Source organism: Acidovorax sp. GW101-3H11 (assembly GCF_001633105.1).
Classification (GTDB): Bacteria; Pseudomonadota; Gammaproteobacteria; order Burkholderiales; family Burkholderiaceae_C; genus Acidovorax.
In genome coordinates, this window is sequence record NZ_LUKZ01000012.1 from 304,940 (window position 1) to 325,156 (window position 20,217).

The 20,217-nt window shown below is 65.5% G+C and carries 16 protein-coding genes; 10 read left to right on the forward strand and 6 right to left on the reverse strand.

The window, feature by feature from the left end; all coding sequences use genetic code 11:
• The first annotated feature begins 181 nt into the window (after positions 1 to 181).
• Entirely contained in the window at positions 182 to 583 is a 402-nt protein-coding gene (locus tag A1D30_RS13980; RefSeq protein WP_131798464.1) for a hypothetical protein, read from the forward strand.
• Positions 584 to 650: 67 nt separating this feature from the next.
• On the opposite strand, the gene A1D30_RS13985 is transcribed toward A1D30_RS13980, so the two are convergent.
• The 3 genes from A1D30_RS13985 to A1D30_RS13995 form a co-directional block, all read right to left on the reverse strand.
• Positions 651 to 1,865: a fatty acid desaturase gene (locus A1D30_RS13985; protein WP_063461317.1), complete on the reverse strand. Its 1,215-nt coding sequence runs from the start codon at positions 1,863 to 1,865 to the stop codon at positions 651 to 653.
• Between the two features lie 181 nt (positions 1,866 to 2,046).
• Positions 2,047 to 3,321, reverse strand: coding sequence for an RsmB/NOP family class I SAM-dependent RNA methyltransferase (locus tag A1D30_RS13990; RefSeq protein ID WP_063461318.1), 1,275 nt, complete (start codon positions 3,319 to 3,321; stop codon positions 2,047 to 2,049).
• Between the two features lie 177 nt (positions 3,322 to 3,498).
• Positions 3,499 to 5,352, reverse strand: a complete 1,854-nt coding sequence (locus A1D30_RS13995; RefSeq protein ID WP_063461319.1) for a M48 family metalloprotease — start codon at positions 5,350 to 5,352, stop codon at positions 3,499 to 3,501.
• Positions 5,353 to 5,422: 70 nt separating this feature from the next.
• Here A1D30_RS13995 and A1D30_RS14000 point away from each other — a divergent pair, with 70 nt between their 5' ends.
• Positions 5,423 to 5,677 carry a DUF1653 domain-containing protein gene (locus tag A1D30_RS14000; protein WP_063461320.1) on the forward strand — a complete coding sequence of 85 codons (255 nt, stop codon included), beginning with the start codon at positions 5,423 to 5,425 and terminating at the stop codon, positions 5,675 to 5,677.
• 196 nt (positions 5,678 to 5,873) lie between these two features.
• Here the strand turns inward: A1D30_RS14000 and purN are convergent, their stop codons facing one another.
• Positions 5,874 to 6,461, reverse strand: a complete 588-nt coding sequence (purN, locus tag A1D30_RS14005) for a phosphoribosylglycinamide formyltransferase (protein WP_063461321.1) — start codon at positions 6,459 to 6,461, stop codon at positions 5,874 to 5,876.
• Positions 6,462 to 6,485: 24 nt separating this feature from the next.
• Between purN and A1D30_RS14010 the strand changes: the two genes are divergently transcribed.
• The 4 genes from A1D30_RS14010 (at position 6,486) to A1D30_RS14025 (ending at position 11,031) form a co-directional block, all read left to right on the forward strand.
• Complete coding sequence (locus A1D30_RS14010) at positions 6,486 to 7,190, forward strand: YceH family protein (protein ID WP_063461322.1); 705 nt, start codon at positions 6,486 to 6,488, stop codon at positions 7,188 to 7,190.
• Between the two features lie 46 nt (positions 7,191 to 7,236).
• Entirely contained in the window at positions 7,237 to 8,418 is a 1,182-nt protein-coding gene (locus tag A1D30_RS14015) for an acyl-CoA dehydrogenase family protein (protein WP_063461323.1), read from the forward strand.
• A 24-nt stretch (positions 8,419 to 8,442) separates the two neighbouring features.
• Complete coding sequence (locus A1D30_RS14020; RefSeq protein WP_063461324.1) at positions 8,443 to 9,558, forward strand: acyl-CoA dehydrogenase family protein; 1,116 nt, start codon at positions 8,443 to 8,445, stop codon at positions 9,556 to 9,558.
• A gap of 78 nt (positions 9,559 to 9,636) precedes the next feature.
• Positions 9,637 to 11,031 (forward strand): alpha/beta fold hydrolase, encoded by a 1,395-nt coding sequence (locus A1D30_RS14025; RefSeq protein ID WP_063461325.1) that lies wholly within the window; start codon positions 9,637 to 9,639, stop codon positions 11,029 to 11,031.
• Positions 11,032 to 11,169: 138 nt separating this feature from the next.
• On the opposite strand, the gene A1D30_RS14030 is transcribed toward A1D30_RS14025, so the two are convergent.
• A complete protein-coding gene (locus tag A1D30_RS14030; protein ID WP_063461326.1) occupies positions 11,170 to 11,727 on the reverse strand; it encodes an HNH endonuclease in 558 nt (185 codons plus the stop codon).
• Between the two features lie 167 nt (positions 11,728 to 11,894).
• On the opposite strand from A1D30_RS14030, the gene A1D30_RS14035 reads away from it, so the two are divergent.
• From A1D30_RS14035 to A1D30_RS14050, 4 genes are all read left to right on the forward strand, one after another.
• Positions 11,895 to 12,944 (forward strand): bifunctional riboflavin kinase/FAD synthetase, encoded by a 1,050-nt coding sequence (locus tag A1D30_RS14035; RefSeq protein WP_063461327.1) that lies wholly within the window; start codon positions 11,895 to 11,897, stop codon positions 12,942 to 12,944.
• 109 nt (positions 12,945 to 13,053) lie between these two features.
• Positions 13,054 to 15,933 carry an isoleucine--tRNA ligase gene (gene ileS / locus A1D30_RS14040; RefSeq protein ID WP_063461328.1) on the forward strand — a complete coding sequence of 960 codons (2,880 nt, stop codon included), beginning with the start codon at positions 13,054 to 13,056 and terminating at the stop codon, positions 15,931 to 15,933.
• Positions 15,933 to 16,451, forward strand: a complete 519-nt coding sequence (lspA, locus tag A1D30_RS14045) for a signal peptidase II (protein WP_063461329.1) — start codon at positions 15,933 to 15,935, stop codon at positions 16,449 to 16,451. The genes ileS and lspA overlap by 1 nt, the downstream gene beginning before the upstream one ends.
• Positions 16,452 to 16,827: 376 nt before the next feature.
• A complete protein-coding gene (locus A1D30_RS14050; RefSeq protein WP_063461330.1) occupies positions 16,828 to 18,483 on the forward strand; it encodes a Na/Pi cotransporter family protein in 1,656 nt (551 codons plus the stop codon).
• A 66-nt stretch (positions 18,484 to 18,549) separates the two neighbouring features.
• Here A1D30_RS14050 and A1D30_RS14055 read toward each other — a convergent pair whose 3' ends face one another.
• A complete protein-coding gene (locus A1D30_RS14055) occupies positions 18,550 to 20,043 on the reverse strand; it encodes a flagellin (RefSeq protein WP_063461331.1) in 1,494 nt (497 codons plus the stop codon).
• Between the last annotated feature and the right edge of the window lie 174 nt (positions 20,044 to 20,217).

Here is a 20,217-nt window from a genome sequence, read left to right on the forward strand (position 1 = left end):
ACGAACACCGCTGGCGGGTACAGATACAGGAAAGGGGATCAAGCACCATAACAGCATTCAAAAAATCAACACTGTTCTGCCCTTCGGTGCTGGCGCCTGTACCTGTTGAACAGTAGCGGCTTTTTCTACGCTAATGCCTTCGCTGCAGCCCTTTCCTTTGTTCACCCGGAGCCCCTGCACCATGTCCACGCACAGCACCACCACGCCACCCCTCACCCAGCATCTCGCCCCCGGCCAGGGCATCTGGATATGCCTGCACCCCGGCAGCACACTGCGCACCACGCGGGGCGACGTGGCTGTCCACTGGGGCCCCCAGGCCTGCGGACAGGCATCGCAGACACCACCACCGCCACCCACCTTGCTGAAGGCCGGGCAGCACCTGCCGTGGAACGGGCAGGCGCAGGCCGCCTGGATCCAGTTGCACAACCCCCGGGACTGCCCCGCCGAAATCCAGCTCATGGAAGCCGCGCCCGCACCAGGGCTGTGGCAAAAGATCTGGCACGGGCTGCGCGCCGCCCTCCAAAGCCCCCGGAAAGTCGCCAAAGACTCCGGCCATGGCAGCGCGTTGCACGCTGCCCGATAAGCGAGACCCCCCAAAGAAAAAGGCCTTGCCAAGCGGCAAGGCCTTTGTGTGGTCAGGGCAAACCGCTTCAGGCCTGCGCCGCCCGCAGCCGCAGCGAGAACTCGCGCAGTGCGGAAATCCCGCTTTCTTCCGCCCGGCGGCACCAGGCCTGCAGGTCGGCTGTGAGCTGCTCACGCGATTGCGAGGTGTTCAGCCACAGCTGGCGCAGTTCTTCGCGCATCGTCACCATCTTGTCGAGCGCGGGGTGGGCCGCGCGGGCCTGGGCCAGTTGTGGCAGAGCGACGGCCGGAATCTTTTCGGCATCGCGGGGCAGCCAGCGCTTGGCGGCCTTGAGCACCGAGACATCCGCCTGGCGCGCCTTGAGCGCGGCGATCTCTTCCTTGCACGCCTGGCGCACACCCCGGGCATAACCGGCCATGACCTCGTAACGATTGGCGATCAGGGCCTCAAGCGTCTTTTCGTCGGCCACCGCCTTCACGTCGCCCAGCTGCAGCTTGGGCGGCACCTTCTTGACCGTGGCCCAGCCCACCTTTTTCATCAGGCTGATGTAGGCCCAGCCGATGTCGAACTCGTACGGCTTGACCGAGAACTTGGCCGATGTGGGGTAGGTGTGGTGGTTGTTGTGCAGCTCTTCGCCGCCAATGATCACGCCCCAGGGCGAGAGGTTGGTGCTCGCGTCCTGCGCTTCGAAATTGCGGTAGCCCCAGTAGTGGCCGATGCCGTTGACCACACCGGCGGCCCAGAACGGAATCCACAGCATCTGCACCGCCCAGACGGCTGCGCCCACCGCGCCGAACAGCGCCAGGTTAAGCACCAGCATCAGGCCCACGCCCTGCCAGCCAAAGCGGGTGTAGACGTTGCGCTCCATCCAGTCGTCGGGCGTGCCGTGGCCGAACTTCTTCATGGTCTCCAAGTTCTTCGACTCGGCCCGGTACAGCTCGGCGCCGCGCCACATCACGGTATCGAGGCCGCGCGTCTGCGGGCTGTGCGGGTCGTCCACGGTTTCACACTTGGCGTGGTGCTTGCGGTGGATAGCCACCCACTCCTTGGTGACCATGCCCGTGCCGATCCACAGCCAGAAGCGGAAGAAATGCGAAGGAATGGCGTGCAAGTCGAGCGCGCGGTGCGCCTGGGCACGGTGCAGAAAAATCGTGACCGCCGCAATGGTGATGTGGGTCGTCGCCAGGGTGTACAACACGATTTGCCACCAAGCCAGGTTCCACAGCCCATGGCCCAGCCAGTCAATGGCAGCGTTCAGCACAGCCCAATCGGGTAACAGCATATTCAACAAAAGCCTTACTACAAAGAACCCGCTCATCAGCGAAGCAGGCCACCCATTTTAAAGTGACACCCCTTTGAAAAACAGGGGGCATCCCTAGGATTTACGCTGATTTAGAGGGCATTCTCAGCTCATCTGTCGCCAACTGGTCATATCCCCAAGTTGGTGCAGACGAACCCGCCCTTCAGCGCTTGCGGGTCCAGACGGCCGCAAAGAAGCCGTCGGTCTGGTGCACATGGGGCCACAGGCGCAGATAACCACTGCCAGACGCGCCCCCGCTGCACAGGCCCTGGGCGCCTTCGACCTTGAGCTGCGCCAGCAGTTCACCCGCATCGAGCAGCTCAAAATCCGGGTGCGCGGCGCTGAAGGCTTCGGCGATCGCTTCGTTCTCCTCGGGCAGGATGCTGCAGGTGGCGTACACCAGCCGCCCGCCCGGCTTGAGCAGGCGTGCTGCACTGGCCAGGATGGACGTCTGCTTGGCAGTCAGTTCCTCCACCGCCTTCGGGCTTTGGCGCCACTTGAGGTCGGGATTGCGGCGCAGGGTGCCCAGGCCGGAGCACGGCGCATCCACCAGCACGCGGTCGATCTTGCCCGCCAGGCGCTTGACGCGATCGTCGCGCTCGTGCGCGATCGCGGCCGGGTGCACGTTCGAGAGGCCACTGCGCGCCAGGCGCGGCTTGAGCGCGTCCAGCCGGTGGCCCGACACGTCAAACGCATACAGCCGCCCGGTATTGCGCATGGTCGCGCCCACCGCCAGCGTCTTGCCGCCCGCGCCCGCACAGAAGTCCACCACCATCTCGCCGCGCTTGGCATCCAGCAGCAGGGCCAGCAGCTGCGAACCCTCGTCCTGCACCTCGATGGCACCGCGGGTGAACGCGTCCAGCTTGGTCAGCGCGGGCTTGTCGTCAATGCGCAGGCCCCAGGGCGAATACGGCGTGGGCAGGGCCTTGATGCCGGCCTTGGCCAGCTCTTTTTGCACATCGGCGCGCTTGTCCTTGAGCGCGTTGACGCGCAGGTCCAGCGGCGCGCTCTGGGCCAGGCTGCCCACCAGGGGCCAGAAGCCATCGCCCAATTGGTCCTTGAGGGGCTTGACCAGCCATTCAGGCACGTTGTGGCGGTGGCGCTCCATCAGGTCGTCCACCGTGACGGCATCGCACTGGTCCAGCCAGTTCTTTTCCTGGTCTGTCAGTGCACCTTTGAGGAAATCGCGGGGGCCGTAGAAGCCCAGGATGGCCAGACGGCGCTCCTTGGGGCCCGAGCCCGAAGGCGCCATGTGGTCAAACAGCAGCTTCTTGCGCAGCACGGTGTAGACCGTTTCGGCCAGCGTGGCACGCTCGCGGGGCCCCAGGCCCCGGTTGTCACGAAAAAAACGCGACACCACCGCATCGGCGGGGTGTTCAAACGTGAGGGTGAGCCTGACCAGTTCGGCGCAGGCGTCGAGAAGAACTTTGGGATGCATCCCCCGATTGTCCCACCCTGAAGCCCCCCTGAGTCGCCTTCGGCGCCTTCCCCCAGAGGGGGACGCCCCCAGCGCGGCGGGGCGGCCCTTGCGCGGGGACACTGGCCTGGGTCGCGCCAGTGGCAAAGACCTGCATCGTGGGGTTGAATCCGCCCAACCGCACGGATCTGAGCCCCCTCACCGCGTATAGATGGGCTCGAACGCCGAGCGCTGGATCTCCTGCAGCGTGGGCGATTCGCCCGCCCACAGCACCAATGCGGGGCCGGGCAGGCTCAGGTTGCGCTCCAGCGCACGGCACAGGTGGTAGCGGCTTTCGTCGTCCATGCCCGGCAGTTCCACAAACACCAGGTAGGCCCTGCGCTGCGGGTGTTCGCGCAGGTTCTTGCGCACCAGCCAGCAGCGGGTCAGGGGGGCGCAGCGGGCCAGTTCGGCCTGCAGTTCGGCCAGCTCGAAAGAACTCAGGTCATTGCGTGTGGTCTGGCTGAAGAACGAGGTGCCCGACAGCTCCTCCCAGGCCCGCTCTTCCGACTCCTGGGCACGTTCCAGGCGCTTGCGCCACTGTTTGAACGCGGCGGCGTCGTGGTCCAGCCCCAGGCGCGGGGTTTCCAGCTCGGCCAGCGCCGTGCGTGCGGCCCAGTAGCGGTCGCTGCTGCCGGCCTCCCACACCCGGTTTAGCAGCGCCAGCTTGGCTTCGCGATCGCCTTCGGGCAGGCAGGGCACCAGCCCGCGCAGGGCGGCCGGGTAATCGGTGCTGCGCTCCAGCGCCAGCTCGTACAGGGCGCGCACATCGGCATGCGGGTCCAGGTGGCGCTTGAGGCGGGCCAGCTCCACCAGATCCGCAGCGCTGCTTTGCGCCGTGGAGGCACCCAGGGCCTCGGCGCGGGCGCGCACGCGGCCCAGCCAGGCATGGTGCTGCTTCCACTCGGTGGCGTTGTCGCGGCACCATTGCTTGTCGAAATGGGTCACCCAGCGTTTGGCATCAGGGCCCAGCAGGGCCAGGGCGTTGCCACGCGACCAGTCCGGAACGGTGGGCGCCGCATCCAGCGCCTCCATGCGGTCGCGCAGGCCGGGGTGGGTGTCGTCCACGCTGCTCAGGCGCTTGAGCGCCTGGCGCAGCGCATCGTTGGCAAACACGGCGTCGGGGGCCTTGGCCAGCTGGCGGCGCATGCTGCGGTAGGGGCCCACCGGCACCGGGTTGTCGGCCGCCACACACCAGTGGTTGCCCCAGAACTCCGCCTGCAGCCAGGCGCCCCGGATCTCGATCTCGGCCAGGGCGGCGGCCGTCACGTCGCGGCCCAGCAGCTTGCCCGCAATGCGGTCTGCCTCGTATTCGTCCTGGCGGGCCAGTGCAAAGGTCTTGGCCGAAAAGCGCGGAAAGTACCAGCGCATGAAGGCCTGGGTGGCAGCCGCTACCGGGCCTTCGTCGTCGGCCAGGCTGTGATTCAGGCGCATCCACGACAGGCGTGTGCGGTAGATCCAGGCGGCAAACCGGCCATGGTCGCCGCGCAGGTGCCCGTATTCATGGGCCAGCACGGCCAAAAAGCGCGGCCTGTCCAGCGCCATCAGCAGGGGCAGGCCAATGCTCAGGTGGTTGACGGCGCCGCCCAGCAGGCCAAAACGCGGCAGCTGCTGGATGCTGGCGTTGAATTCGTCGGTGAGGGTGACCTTGTGGAGCGGCGGCCCCTTGATCTTGCGGCGGATGCGCGCCAGGGCTTCGAACAGGTCGGGCGCGTCCAGCGCCGTCACTTCCACCCCGGCGGGCTCGTCAAACCGCACCCACAGGGCCCGCAGGCTGACCCAGAGCAGCCCGCCCGCCCCCAGCAGGGCCCACACCAACGCAAAACGAAAGCGGCCCTGCAGCAGCTGCGGCACCACCCACATCAAAATACCCACGGCCAGCGCCAGGCACCCCAGCACCCACGCATAGCCCAGCGCCGCAAACGCCGCCACGCTGCGGCGGTACGCTCGGCTGTTGTCGGCACTGGCATGCTCACTCATGCGCACCAGATGCACAAAATCTGCCTGATCCACGGACGTCCCTCACTCTTGCTTGATTTTTATCAGCCGCCATCCTAACCACTCGCGCCCCCGCCCCACCACCATGACCGACGACGACCTGCCTGCACTCATCCACACGCCCCCGGGGCTGTACCGCCACTACAAGGGCATGCTTTACGAGGTGATCGACACCGTGCGCCACAGCGAGACGCTGGAGCCCATGACGCTGTACCGCGCGCTGTATGGCCAGCGCGGCCTGTGGGTGCGCCCCGCCGCCATGTTTGAAGAGCAGGTGCTCATCGACGGCGTGCTGCGGCCCCGTTTTGAAAAATGCGAGGGGGAAAAGCCCGTCGATTGAAGCCGGCCGGGGCCGGGCCACCGCGTGTCGCGCGCACAGGCGGCGCAGCGCCGGGCGCAATCCATGCCGCAGCGGGGGTGGGTACGACCCGACCAGGAAATCAGATGCGTGCCGAAAATTGAGGAAAACCACCTTCTCCGCGCAACCACATTGATTTTTTAGCTATACAAAATATAGCAAACAAATCCCCTGGGCTCTAAAGCGCCTGCGCCTGCACCAGCGCCCGCACGGCGCGGGGGTAGATCACATGCTCCTGGGTCAGCACCCGGGCCGCCAGCGTCTCGGCCGTGTCGCCTGGCAGCACCGGCACCACGGCCTGGTCCAGGATGGGGCCCACATCCAGCTCGGCCGTCACCTGGTGCACCGTCACGCCCGCAAACTTGCAGCCTGCATCAATCGCGCGCTGGTGCGTGTGCAGCCCGGTAAAGGCGGGCAGCAGCGAAGGGTGGATGTTGATCAGCCGCCCCGCATAGTGCGCCACAAACCCCGGCGTGAGGATGCGCATGAACCCGGCCAACACCACCAGGGCGGGCTGGTGGCGGTCGATGGTAGCGGCCAGCTCGGCATCAAACGCCTCGCGGCTGGCAAAGGCCTTGTTGTCCAGCGCCTCGGCGGCGATGCCCTGCTCGCGCGCAAACACCAGCCCGGCGGCGTCCGGTTTGTTGCTGATGACGGCCGCCACGCGGGCGCCGTAGCGCTGGGCCCAGTTCTCCTGCTGCGCAGTTCGGACGATGGTGGCCATGTTGGAGCCGCCGCCAGAGATCAGAATGACGATGTTCTTCATAAATTGCCACGGATTATCCCAGCCATGCCTTTTGATCCTGCGACCCGCCCCCTCACCCCCCACGAAGCCCGCGTACTCGCCACCCTGATGGAAAAAGCCCGCACCGTGCCCGACAGCTACCCCATGTCGCTCAACGGCCTGGTCACCGGCTGCAACCAGAAAACCAGCCGCGACCCGGTGATGAACCTGAGCGACGCCGAGGCCCAGGAGGCGCTGGATTCGCTCAAGCTGCTGACGCTGGCGTTTGAGAGCAGCGGCAACCGCACCACGCGCTGGGAGCACAACTTCCAGCGTGGCGTGGGCGTGCCCGAGCAATCGGCCATGCTGCTGGGCCTCTTGATGCTGCGCGGCCCGCAGACGGCGGGCGAGCTGCGCATCAACGCCGAGCGCTGGTACCGGTTTGCCGACATTTCCTCGGTCGAAGCGTTTCTGGACGAGCTGCAGGAGCGCAGCGCCGAAAAAGGCGGCCGGCTGGTGGTGCAGCTGCCCCGCGCACCCGGCGCGCGCGAGCAACGCTGGGCGCACCTGATGTGCGGGCCGGTGGACACCAGCAGCAGCCACGCCCCCCAGCCGGGCACCGGCGCCGCAGGGCCGTCCCCCGCCCTGCAGGCCCGCGTGGACGCGCTGGAGGCCGAGGTGGCCCGCCTCCGCGCCACCGTGCAGCGGCTGTGCGCAGAGCTGGGCATGGCCGCAGAGCCCGGGGCGATGTCGCCACCCGGACAGGAATAAAACGAACGACCGTGCTACAAACAGGACTTCTCAGGAGACAAGCCGCATGGATCTCGCATTCACCCCCGAAGAACAGGCCTTCCGCGACGAAGTTCGCGCATGGGTTCACGCCAACCTGCCCCAGGACATCTCGCACAAAGTGCACAACGCCCTGCGCCTGACCCGTGCAGACATGCAGGGCTGGGCCAAGATCCTGGGCAAAAAGGGCTGGCTCGGTTTTGGCTGGCCCAAAGAGTTTGGCGGCCCCGGCTGGACGGCCGTGCAAAAGCACCTGTTTGAAGAAGAGTGCGCGCTGGCTGGCGCGCCGCGCATCATCCCCTTCGGCCCCGTGATGGTGGCCCCGGTGATCATGGCGTTCGGCAATGCCGAGCAGCAAAAGCGCTTTTTGCCCGGCATCGCCAGCGGCGAAGTCTGGTGGAGCCAGGGCTACAGCGAACCCGGTTCGGGCTCGGACCTGGCCAGCGTCAAGACCCGCGCCGAGCGCGTGGGCGACAAGTACATCGTCAACGGCCAGAAAACCTGGACCACGCTGGGCCAGCACGGCGACTGGATGTTCAACCTGGTGCGCACCAGCAACGAAGGCAAGCCGCAGACCGGCATCTCCTTCCTGCTGCTGGACATGAAGTCCAAGGGCGTCACCGTGCGCCCCATCAAGCTGCTGGACGGCGAGTGCGAAGTGAACGAGGTGTTCTTCGACAACGTCGAAGTGCCCGCCGAAAACCTGATCGGCGAAGAGAACAAGGGCTGGACCTACGCCAAGCACCTGCTGAGCCACGAGCGCACCAACATCGCCGACGTGAACCGCAGCAAGCGCGAACTGGAGCGCTTGAAGCGCATTGCCAAGACCGAAGGTGTGTGGGACGACCAGCGCTTCCGTGACCAGATCGCCCTGCTTGAAGTGGACATCGTGGCGCTGGAAATGCTGGTGCTGCGCGTGCTGTCGGCCGAGAAGAGCGGCAAGAACTCGCTCGACATCGCGGGCCTGCTCAAGATCAAGGGCAGCGAGATCCAGCAGCGCTATGCCGAGCTGATGATGCTGGCCGCTGGCCCGTTCAGCCTGCCCTTCATCGAAGAGGCCATGGAGGCCGGCTGGCAAGGCAACTTCCCCGGCGGCGTGACCGCCAACGCGCCGCTGGCATCCACCTACTTCAACCTGCGCAAGACCACCATCTACGGTGGCTCCAACGAAGTGCAGCGCAATATCGTGGCTCAGACCGTCCTCGGCTGATCCCAAGTTCCAGGAGACAAGAACATGGATTTCGATTTTTCTGACGACCAGGAACAACTGCGCGACGCCGTGCGCAAGTGGGTGGACAAGGGCTACACGTTTGAGCGCCGCCGCGCCACCGTGGCCGCTGGCGGTTTTGACCGCGCCGCCTGGGGCGAGCTGGCCGAGCTGGGCCTGACCGCGCTGACCGTGCCCGAAGCCCACGACGGCATGGGCCAGGGCGCCATCGACGCCATGGTGGTCGCCGAGGAGTTGGGCCGTGGCATGGTGCTCGAGCCCATCGCCCAGGCCTTTATCGCCAGCAGCGTGCTATCGCACTGCGCCCCCGCCGACGTGCAAAGTGCCTGGCTGCCTCGCGTGGCCAGCGGTGAAGCGCTGGTGGTGCTGGCCTACCAGGAGCGCAAGGCGCGCTACCGCCTCGACGTTTGTGAGGCAAAAGCGGCCTCTGCGCCCGCTGGATATGCCGTAACAGCTACAAAAAGCATAGTAGCCGCTGGCGACCAGGCCGACGCCTTCATCGTGCCTGCGCAGCTGGACGGCAAGATCGCCCTCTTCCTCGTGGAACGCTCAGCCGCTGGCGTCACCACACGCGGCTACGTCACACAAGACGGCAGCCGCGCTGCCGAAGTGCAGCTGGCCAATGCGCCTGCCACGCTCATCACCACCGACGGCCTGGCCGCGCTGGAACTGGCCGTGGACACCGGCATCGCCGCCACCTGCGCCGAAGCCGTGGGCGTGATGGACAAGACCGTGGCGCTCACCGTCGAGTACATGAACCAGCGCAAGCAGTTTGGCGTGTTCATCGCCAGCTTCCAGGCGCTGCGCCACCGCGTGGCCGACATGAAGATGCAGCTGGAACTGGCCCGCTCGATGAGCTACTACGCCAGCCTCAAGCTCGGCGCCCCTGCGGCCGAACGCCGCGCCGCCATGGCCCGCGCCAAGGTGCAACTGGGCCAATCGATGCGCTTCGTAGGCCAGCAGTCGGTGCAACTGCATGGCGGCATCGGCGTGACCGACGAATACATCGGCAGCCACTATTTCAAGAAGCTCACGCAGCTGGAGATGACTTTTGGCGACACCCTGCACCACCTGGGCGAGGTGTCGGCCCGCATGCAGGACACCGCTGGCGTTTTTGCATAAACCGGGGCTGTCACGCACTTGTGCAATGCTCGTGGGCTGACCGGCTCACGGGCATTTTTTCTTTCAGGAGACCTTCCGATGAATACGCTGTGGCTGCAACGCCGATCCCTGCTTCTCGCCACCGCTGCTGCGGCAGCCACTCTGGCCCTCGCCGGTTGTGCCACCCAGAGCCCCGGCCTGGCCGAGGCACCTCCCATCGTTTTTGTGCACGGCAATGGCGACACCGCCGCGCTGTGGCAGACCACCGTGTGGCGCTTCGAATCCAACGGCTGGCCGCGCGAGCGCCTGCACGCCATCGACCTGCCCTACCCGCTCTCTCGCGATGACGACACCAAGCCCCAGGCGGGCCGCACGTCCACCGCAGAACACATGGCCTACCTCCAGGCCGAAGTGGACAAGGTGCTCAAAGCCACGGGCGCAAGCAAGGTGGTGCTGGTCGGCAACTCGCGCGGCGGCAATGCCATCCGCAACTACATCTACAACGGCGGTGGCGCTGCAACCGTGAGCCACGCCATCCTGGGCGGCACCCCCAACCATGGCGTGTGGGCCACCCCCGGGGTGCGCGAAGGCAGCGAGTTCTCGGGCACGGGCCCGTTCCTCAAGGGCCTGAACGCCCCCAAAAACGCCGCTGGTGACGAAGTCAGCGGCCCGGTGAAATGGATGACCATCCGCTCGGACAACAACGACAAGTTCGCCCAGCCCGACGGCCTGTGGATCGGCCAGAAAGGCACGCCCACCAATGTGACCGCAGCCGGGCCCGAGCTGAAGGGCGCCACCAATGTGGTGATCCCGCGCATCGACCACCGCGAGACCTCGTACTCGCCCGCCGCGTTTGAAGCGACCTACCGCTTCATCACCGGCAAGGCCCCGCAGGCCACCACCATCGCGGCAGAAAAGCAGGTGGTGCTGAATGGCAAGGTCACCGGCCTGGGTGTGGACCCGGCCGACGCGAAGACCGGCAACTTCAGCAACAACCTGCCGCTGGCAGGCGCCCAGCTGGAGGTCTATGCCACCGACGCCGCCACCGGCGCCCGCAGCGGCCCGCCACTGCTGCGCAAGACCGTGGGGGCCGACGGCGCGTGGGGGCCGTTGACCATCCAGCCCGGCACCCCCACCGAGTTCGTGATTGCAGCGCCCGGCTACGCCATCACCCACATCTACCGCAGCGGCTTCCCCCGCAGCAGCCACCTCATCCACCTGCGCGCAGAACGCATGGCCGACGCGGACAAGGCTGCCGAATCCATCGTCACCCTCACCCGCCCCCGAGGCTACCTGGACCCGGCGCGCGACAAGATGTTGCTGGATGGGGCGGCACCGGCGGGTGTGCCTGCGGGCGCAGGGGTTGCGACGGCCAAGGTCAAGCCCTCGGGCGGCGTGCGCAGCATTGCGGGCGAATTCAATGGCGAGCGGGTGGTGGGACAAACCTGGCCCGCCGCAAGCGGCCACCTGGTGTTTCTGGAATTGACTTACTGAAGTTATAGGCGCAGCTCGGAGCCTGTGCTCCGTGCAGCACGCCACCAAGAGCGGTCAAGACAGCCCTTATGGCTAGGCGCTCCGTCGCAGACAGTACTGAAACGGAGCAACGACGCCAGCGGGGTCGTCTTGGCCGCTCTACGCCAAAAGACGCGAGGACTTGGGGACGTGGGCCATCAGAAAATCCATCTGATCGGCCAGGATGCGCCGGTTGCGCAGGATGAAATCCTCCCACAGGCTGGGCACGTAGGGGGTGTAGAGCAGCGGCATGTGGGCCTGCTCGGGTGTGCGCGGACCCTTGCGGTGGTTGCAGGGGCGGCAGGCCGTCACCACGTTCATCCAGTGGTCCTGCCCGTTGCGGGCAAAGGGCACGATGTGTTCGCGCGTCAGGTGTTCTTCGTGGAAGTGGCCGCCGCAGTAGGCGCACACATTGCGGTCGCGGGCGAAGAGCTTGCTGTTGGTCAAGCTGGGCTTGAGCTCGAACGGATTGATGCTGGGCACGCCCTTGGTGCCGATGATGCTGTTGATGGCGATCACCGACTGTTCGCCTGATATGGCGTTGTGCCCCCCGCGGAACCGGGCGATCTGGGCGCCGGACTCCCAGCGCACTTCCCCAGCGGCGTAATGAATCACCGCCTGTTCGAGCGAAATCCACGATTGGGGCAGCCCTTGGGCTGACAGCTTCAAGACCTTCAAAACACGCCTCCTGGAACACAAAGTACACAAGGATCGGAACGCAGATGTCTCGCGGGCAGCCCTGCGCGGGGCCAGCCGTGGGTCACAATATACTCCGTTTTCATGACAAATTGGCGTCCTGCGCTTGATGGACCTGCGCATGCTGCTATCAAAAAGATAACAACCCGATGAAGATCTTTCGCGGCTTCCACCACCCTGGCATTGCCAATGCCTGTGCGCTGACCATCGGCAATTTCGATGGCGTGCACCGGGGCCATCAGGCCATGCTGGCCCTGCTGAACAGCGAGGCTGCACACCGGGGCGTAGAAAGCTGCGTGCTGACGTTCGAGCCGCACCCGAGGGACTACTTTGCAGGGGTTCACAACAAGCCGGAACTCGCCCCCGCGCGCGTGGGCACCCTGCGCGACAAGCTGACCGAGCTGGCGCGCTGCGGTGTGCAGCAGACCGTGGTGCTGCCTTTCGATGCCCGGCTGGCCGCCCAGTCGCCCGAAGCGTTCATCGACGAAGTGCTGGTGCGCGGCCTGGGCGCCCGGTATGTGCTGGTGGGCGACGACTTCCGCTTTGGCCGCCAGCGCGCAGGCGACTACGCGATGCTGGATGCGGCGGGGCAAACCAAGGGCTTTGACGTGGCGCGCATGAACAGCTACGAAGTGCATGGGTTGCGGGTATCGAGTTCCGCCGTGCGCCAGGCCCTGGCCGCAGGCGACATGGAAGCCGCTGCACGCCTGCTGGGGCGGCCCTACACCATCAGCGGCCATGTGGTGCATGGCCGCAAGCTGGGGCGTGAGCTGGGCGCCACCGCTGGTGGGGCCGGCGACGGCTTTCGTACCCTGAACCTGCGGTTTGCGCACTGGAAGCCCGCTGCCAGCGGCATCTTTGCGGTGCTGGTGCATGGCCTCGCCGCCGGGCCTTTGCCGGGTGTTGCCAACCTGGGCGTGCGCCCTTCGCTGGACCCGAACGACGTGAACGGTGGCCGTGTGCTGCTGGAAACCCATTGCCTGCAGTGGCCTGCCGATCTGGGCCCTGAGGGGGCGTACGGTAAAATCGTGCGCGTGGAACTGCTACACAAACTGCACGACGAGCTGAAATACGACGGTCTGGACGCCCTGACACAGGGCATCGCCAAAGACTGCGCCGATGCGCGTGCCTACTTTGCCTCGGCCCAGGCACACAACCACACCGAAACCCGGCGCCAGACCACCCGCGACCGAATTTGAGGGAGCTGCTTCGCGCAGCGCCCGCCTGACGGGCCCGTCATCTTTAGCGCTCCAACCCCGTTTTTGCTCCGGGCCTTGCCCCGGAATGCCCCGTTTTTAAGGCTCCCTCATGTCCGACGACAACGCCAGCACTCCCTCCACGGACTACCGCAGCACGCTGAACCTGCCCGACACCCCCTTCCCCATGCGCGGCGACCTGCCCAAGCGCGAACCGGGCTGGGTGAAGGAATGGGAAGACCAGGGCACCTACAAGCGCCTGCGCGACGCGCGCCGGGGTGCCCCCAAGTTCATCCTGCACGACGGCCCGCCCTATGCCAACGGCCAGATCCACATGGGCCATGCGGTCAACAAGATCCTGAAGGACATGATCACCAAGGCGCGCCAGCTGGAAGGCTTTGACGCGCTGTACGTGCCCGGCTGGGACTGCCATGGCCTGCCGATCGAAAACGCCATCGAAAAGAAGCACGGCCGCAACCTGAGCCGCGATGACATGCAGGCCAAGAGCCGCGCATTTGCTACCGAGCAGATCGAGCAGCAGATGGTGGACTTCAAGCGCCTGGGCGTGCTGGGCGAATGGGACAACCCCTACAAGACCATGAACCCCGCCAACGAGGCGGGCGAAATCCGCGCCTTCAAGCGCGTGATGGAGCGCGGCTTTGTGTACCGGGGCCTCAAGCCTGTCTACTGGTGTTTTGACTGCGGTTCGTCGCTGGCCGAGTTCGAGATCGAGTACCAGGACAAGAAGAGCACCACGCTGGACGTGGCCTTCAAGGCGCACGAGCCCGCCAAGCTGGCCGCTGCCTTCGGACTTCCTTCACTGGCCAAGGACGCGTTTGTGGTCATCTGGACCACCACCGCCTGGACCATTCCGGCCAACCAGGCGCTGAACCTGAACCCCGAGATCAGCTACGCGCTGGTGGACACGGGCGAGCGCATCCTGCTCGTGGCCGAGCCGCTGGTGGCGTCGTGCCTGGAGCGCTATGGCCTCACGGGCAGCGTGATCGCCACCACCCTGGGCAAAAACCTGGGCGGCCTGGAATTCGAACACCCGCTGTACGACGTGAAGAGCGAGGACGGAACCCAGGGTTACAAGCGCCTTTCGCCTGTGTACCTGGCCGACTACGCCACGGCCGATGACGGCACGGGTATCGTGCATTCGTCGCCCGCCTACGGCCTGGAAGACTTTAACTCCTGCCGCGCGCACGGCATGGCGCTGGACGACATCCTGAACCCCGTGCAGGGCAACGGCACCTACGCGGCGGACTTCCCGCTGTTCGGCGGCCAGCACATCTGGAAGGCCGTGCCGGTGATCATCGAAGCCCTGCGCAACGCAGGCCGCCTGATGACCACCAAGGACATCACGCACAGCTACCCGCACTGCTGGCGCCACAAGACACCCGTGATCTACCGCGCCGCCGCACAGTGGTTCATCCGCATGGACGAAGGCGAAGGCGTGTTCACGAAGCCCGGCATGAAGCCGGCCAAGACGCTGCGCCAGATCGCGCTGGACGCCATCGAGCACACCAGCTTCTACCCCGAGAACGGCAAGGTCCGCCTGCACGACATGATCGCCGGGCGGCCCGACTGGTGCATCTCGCGCCAGCGCAGCTGGGGCGTGCCCATCCCGTTCTTTTTGCACAAGGACTCGGGCGAGCTGCACCCGCGCACCATGGAGATCATGGACCAGGCGGCCGATATCGTCGAGAAGGGCGGCATCGAGGCCTGGAGCCGCGTGACGACCGAAGAAATCCTGGGTGCTGACGACGCACCGCACTACACCAAGAGCACCGACATCCTCGAAGTGTGGTTCGACTCCGGCTCCACCTTCAGCCATGTGCTGCGCGGCACGCACCCCAACGTGCACCATGACACGGGCCCCGAGGCCGACCTGTACCTGGAAGGCCATGACCAGCACCGGGGCTGGTTCCACAGCTCGCTGCTGCTGGCCTCGGCGCTGGAAGGTCGCGCACCCTATCGCGGCCTGCTGACCCACGGCTTCACCGTGGACAGCCAGGGCCGCAAGATGAGCAAGTCGCTCGGCAACGGCATCGACCCGCAAGAGATCAACAAGAAGCTGGGCGCCGAGATCATCCGCCTTTGGGTGGCCGCGAGCGACTACTCGGGCGACATCGCGGGCGACGAGAAGATCCTGGCGCGCGTGGTGGACGCCTACCGCCGCATCCGCAACACGCTGCGCTTCTTGCTTGCCAACGTGAGCGACTTCGACCCCGCCAAGGACGCGGTGCCGTTCGAGCAGATGCTGGAGATCGACCGCTACGCGCTCACGCGCGCCTCCGAGTTCCAGGCCACCGTGCTCGCGCACTACAAGGTCTACGAATTCCACCCCGTGGTGGCCAAGCTGCAGCTGTACTGCTCGGAAGACCTGGGTGGCTTCTACCTGGACGTGCTCAAGGACCGCCTGTACACCACAGCGCCCAAGAGCCTGGCCCGCCGCAGCGCGCAGACCGCGCTCTACAACATCACCCACGCCATGTTGCGCTGGATGGCGCCCTTCCTGTCGTTCACGGCCGAAGAGGCCTGGAAGGTGTTTGGCAGCTCCGACTCCATCTTCCTGGAGACCTACGGCAATGTGGCTGGCGTTGGGGCCGGTGCCGACGAAGGCCTGCTGGCCAAGTGGGCGCGCCTGCGCGAGATCCGCGACGTGGTGAACAAGGAAATCGAGACCCTGCGTGCCGATGGCAAGGTGGGCTCGTCCCTGCAGGCCGTGGTGCAACTCACCGCAGCACCAGAAGACCACGCGCTGCTGGCCAGCCTGGGCGACGACCTGAAGTTCGTGTTCATCACATCCGCTATCGAATTAGTAGCTGGAAACGAGCTACAGATCCGCGTGAACCCCAGTTCTGATGCCAAATGCGAGCGCTGCTGGCACTACCGCAGTGACGTGGGCAGCGATGCCGCACACCCCACCATCTGCGGCCGCTGCACCAGCAACCTGTTCGGCAGCGGCGAGCGCCGGGGCCACGCGTAATGGCGAGCACCACCGCACGCAACGGCCCGCGCATCTGGGTCTGGCTGGCCTGGGCTGTGGTTCTGCTGGTGGCCGACCAGATCACCAAGACGCTGATCCTGGACAACTACCGGCTGGGCGACTCCACAGTCATCACCAGCTTCTTCAACATCGTGCGGGCGCACAACACGGGTGCGGCGTTCTCGTTCCTGGCCAATGCCGGGGGCTGGCAGCGCTGGCTGTTCACGGGCATCGGCGCGGTGGCCACAGTCTTCATCGTGTGGCAACTGCGCGCACACCCGGGGCAAAAGCTGTTCTGCTTCTCGCTGGCCAGCATCCTGGGCGGCGCGGTGGGCAACGTGGTGGACCGCCTGATGCATGGCTACGTGGTGGATTTTCTGGACTTCCACTGGGACTTCCTCTCGGGCATCTTCCACGGCGGGCATTTCCCGGCCTTCAACCTGGCGGACATGGCCATCAGCGTGGGCGCGGTCTGCCTGATCCTGGATGAGCTGCTGCGGATGAGGCGCGAGCGCTGACGTAGCCCCCCAACACTTCACGCACACCACGGCCCGCAGCACGCGGGCCGTTTTGTTTTTGCTTTTTGCTTTTTGCTTTTTGCTTTTTATTTTTTGCGCCACGGCGCTGCGGGCATGCCAACACAACGCCCCCCTGCCCCAGCATGGACATCTGCGCCGACGCTATGGAATCAGGAGTATGCTTATATGTCAGTTTTGTGACAAACCAGTGTGCGCGGTTCTTGCGTGTAGCGTGGGAGCCGACAGCCGCACAGGCCAACGGGTCACCGCAACCGCGTCCACGCGCCGCACAATGGGGTCATGAACGCAGTACCGGCTCCGAGGGAGCCGGGCAGAAGTCTGCGCAGGTCACAAGAAGAAGAAACAACGGGTTTTCATGAAGCATCTCCTCAATCTCCTGGCAGCCGTGGCGCTGCTGATCTGGGGCACCCACCTGGTGCGCACCGGCATCCTGCGGGTCTTCGGCGCCAACCTGCGCCAGCTCATCGCGCACAGCGTCAGCAGCCGGTTCACGGCGGTCCTGTCAGGCATCGGCGTGACGGCCGTGGTGCAGTCCAGCACGGCCACCGCACTCATCGTGTCGTCCTTTGTGGGCCAGGGCCTGGTGGGCCTGCCCGCCGCGCTGGCCGTGATGCTGGGGGCCGACGTGGGCACCAGCGTGATGGCGGTGGTGTTCTCGATGGACCTGTCGTGGCTCTCGCCGCTGTTCATCTTTGTGGGCGTGGTGCTGTTCATCTCGCGCAAGGACACCGCCGTGGGCCGTGTGGGCCGTGTACTGATCGGCCTGGGGCTGATGCTGCTGGCGCTGCGGCTCATCACCGAGTCCACCACCGTGCTCACCCAGTCGCCCACCGTGCGCACGCTGCTGGGCGCGCTCACCAGCGACCTGCTGCTGGAGATCTTCACTGGCGCCGTGCTGGCCATCGTGGCGTATTCGAGCCTGGCCACGGTGCTGCTCACGGCGGCGCTGGCGGGCTCGGGCGGTATTCCGGCCGACGTGGCGCTGGGCCTGGTGCTGGGCGCCAACCTGGGCAGCGGCGTGCTGGCGGTGCTGACCACCATGAAGGCCAATGTGCAAACGCGCCAGGTGCCGCTGGGCAACCTGTTCTTCAAGATCATTGGTGTGGTCATCATGACGCCACTCACCGGGCTGTGGCTGCAGCATGTGCGGCCCTATGTGCCCGAGACCGCTGCACTGGTGGTGCTGTTCCACCTGGCTTTCAACGTGGTTGTGGGCATTGTCTGCATTGGCCTTACCGGCACCGTGGCCCGCACCGTGCAGCGGCTGCTGCCCACCGAAAAAACCCAGGCTGCCGCAGGCACCCGCCCCCAGCACCTGGACCCCTCGGCCCTGGCCACGCCCTCGCTGGCCATCTCGTGCGCCGCACGCGAGGCCCTGCACCAGGCGGATGTGGTCGAGTCCATGCTGCTGGGCCTGCAAAAGGTGATCCAGACCGACGACCTGCAGCTGGCCGAAGACCTGCGCAAGCTTGACGACGAGGTGGACGGCCTGTACTCGGCCATCAAGTACTACATGACCAAGATCTCGCGCGAGGCCCTGGACGAGCGCGAGGGCCGCCGCTGGGCCGACATCATCAGCTTCACGATCAATATGGAGCAGATCGGCGACATCATCGAGCGCGTGCTGATCGACATCGAGGACAAGAAGATCAAGAAGGGCCGCCAGTTCTCCGAAGCGGGCATGGAAGAGATCAACGAGCTGCACGCCCGCCTGATCGACAACCTGCGGCTGGCGATGAGCGTGTTCCTGAACGGCAGCGTGCGCGATGCACAAAAGCTGCTGGAGGAAAAAGCCCGCTTCCGCGACCTGGAGCATGCGTATTCGGCCACCCACCTGGCGCGCCTGTCCGACAACACGGTGCCCAGCATCGAAACCAGCTCGCTGCACATCGACCTGATCAGCGAACTCAAGCGCATCAACTCGCTGCTGTGCTCCGTGGCCTACCCCATCCTTGAATCGGCCGGAGCACTGGCGCCCAGTCGGCTCAAGACGATGGTGGACCAGGGCTGAGAAAAAAGGGGCAGGACACCGGCTGGCGCCCGCCCGGGCCCTGTGAGAAGCAGGGCCGCGCCAGCGCTAGCGCAGCAGGGCCAGCACACCCTGCGGCAGCTGGTTGGCCTGGGCCACCATGGCCGTGCCAGCCTGCTGCAGGATCTGCGAGCGCGAGAGGTTGGCAGTTTCTGCGGCAAAGTCGGCGTCAAGGATGCGGCTGCGCGAGGAAGACAGGTTTTCGGACGTCACCTGTAGGTTGCTGATTGAGGTTTCGAAGCGCGATTGCAGGGCACCGAGCTTGGCGCGTTCGCCGTTGATGAAGGCCAAGGCAGAGTCCACGGTTTTCAGCGCGTTGGTCGCATTGCTGAACGTGGTCACGTCCAGAGCCGCCACGGTTTGAAGCCGAGACCCGCCAGTCTGAAACTGGTTGGTAGTGGAGGTCAACGCAAAGGACTTCTCGGAGTCGAGGGTGATGTAGCCCCCCACAGATATCTGGAAATCCAAGCCGGGTGTGGCCAGTACTTGAGCCCCTCCCACCGCATTTCCTGCAGCGTCATAGCCCTGCACCCACACGTCCCCGGCCGAATCTGCGCCGGTGGGAAACTCTCCTACGGCGATGTTGTTGCCCGAACTGTTGCGCAGGATGACCTGAGAACCATCGCTGCTCAACGAGGCCGTGATCCCGGTTTTGGAAGACTGGTCATTGATGGCAGCCACCACGGGGGAATAGCGGTCATTGCCCGTGGTGGAGGTCAGGGTGAATGAAATACTCACTGGGGACCCCACGTTGTCCCCTTCGAGGAAGAAGCGGTAGGCCCCCGTGTTGTTCATGTCATACAGACGCGCTTCGGTGCTCGCAGTGGCCGTCACCCCGGTGGTGGCCTTCAAGGCATTGATGCTGTCCGCTGTTGCCTTGGCCACTGCAGTGGAAGCCACTGAAACAGTGCCCGTACCCAGGTAACCACTGAGGGCTACAGTCCCTGCGGAGACACCATTGACCGGCGCACTACCGAGTCCTTGACCATTCGCCCCTGCGCCCGCGCCATTGGACGCAGCGTTCTGGTTATTGCCATACACGCTGGTGCGCAGGTTGGCGGTGGCCGCCACGATGGTCTGGTTGGCATTGGCACCCACCTGGAACTGTTGTGTGCCAAAGGTGCCGTCCAGCAGCTTGGAGCCGTTGAATTCCGTGGTTTGCGAGATGCGGTCCAGTTCGGACACCAGCTGGCCGACTTCCTGTTGCAACGCCTGGCGGTCGCCCGCACTGTTGGTGGCATTGGCCGACTGCACCGCCAGCTCGCGCACCCGCTGCAGGATGTCGCCGGAGGCCTTGAGCGCGCCTTCAGCCGTCTGCGCCAGGGAGATACCGTCATTGGCATTGCGAACCGCCTGGTTCAGGCCGCGGATCTGGCTGGTGAAACGCTCAGAAATGGCCAGTCCCGCAGCGTCGTCCTTGGCGCTGTTGATGCGCAGGCCCGACGACAGGCGCTGGATGGAGGTGTTCAGCGAGGTCTGGCTCATGCCCAGGTTGCGCTGGGCGGTGAGCGAGCTGATGTTGGTATTGATCGTTGCAGCCATGTTGATTGCCCGCCCAGTCCGCTCGCTAGAGTTTTCGTGTTGTTGTGTGGCGCGCAGCACAGGCAGCGCTTGACCATGTTTCGGCCAGGCCTGAGCGAACTTGAGGTGCTTTTCGCGGCGCTGCGGGTATCCCCGGCCCCCGCATCTTGCGAAATACGGGGTTTGGGTACGTGG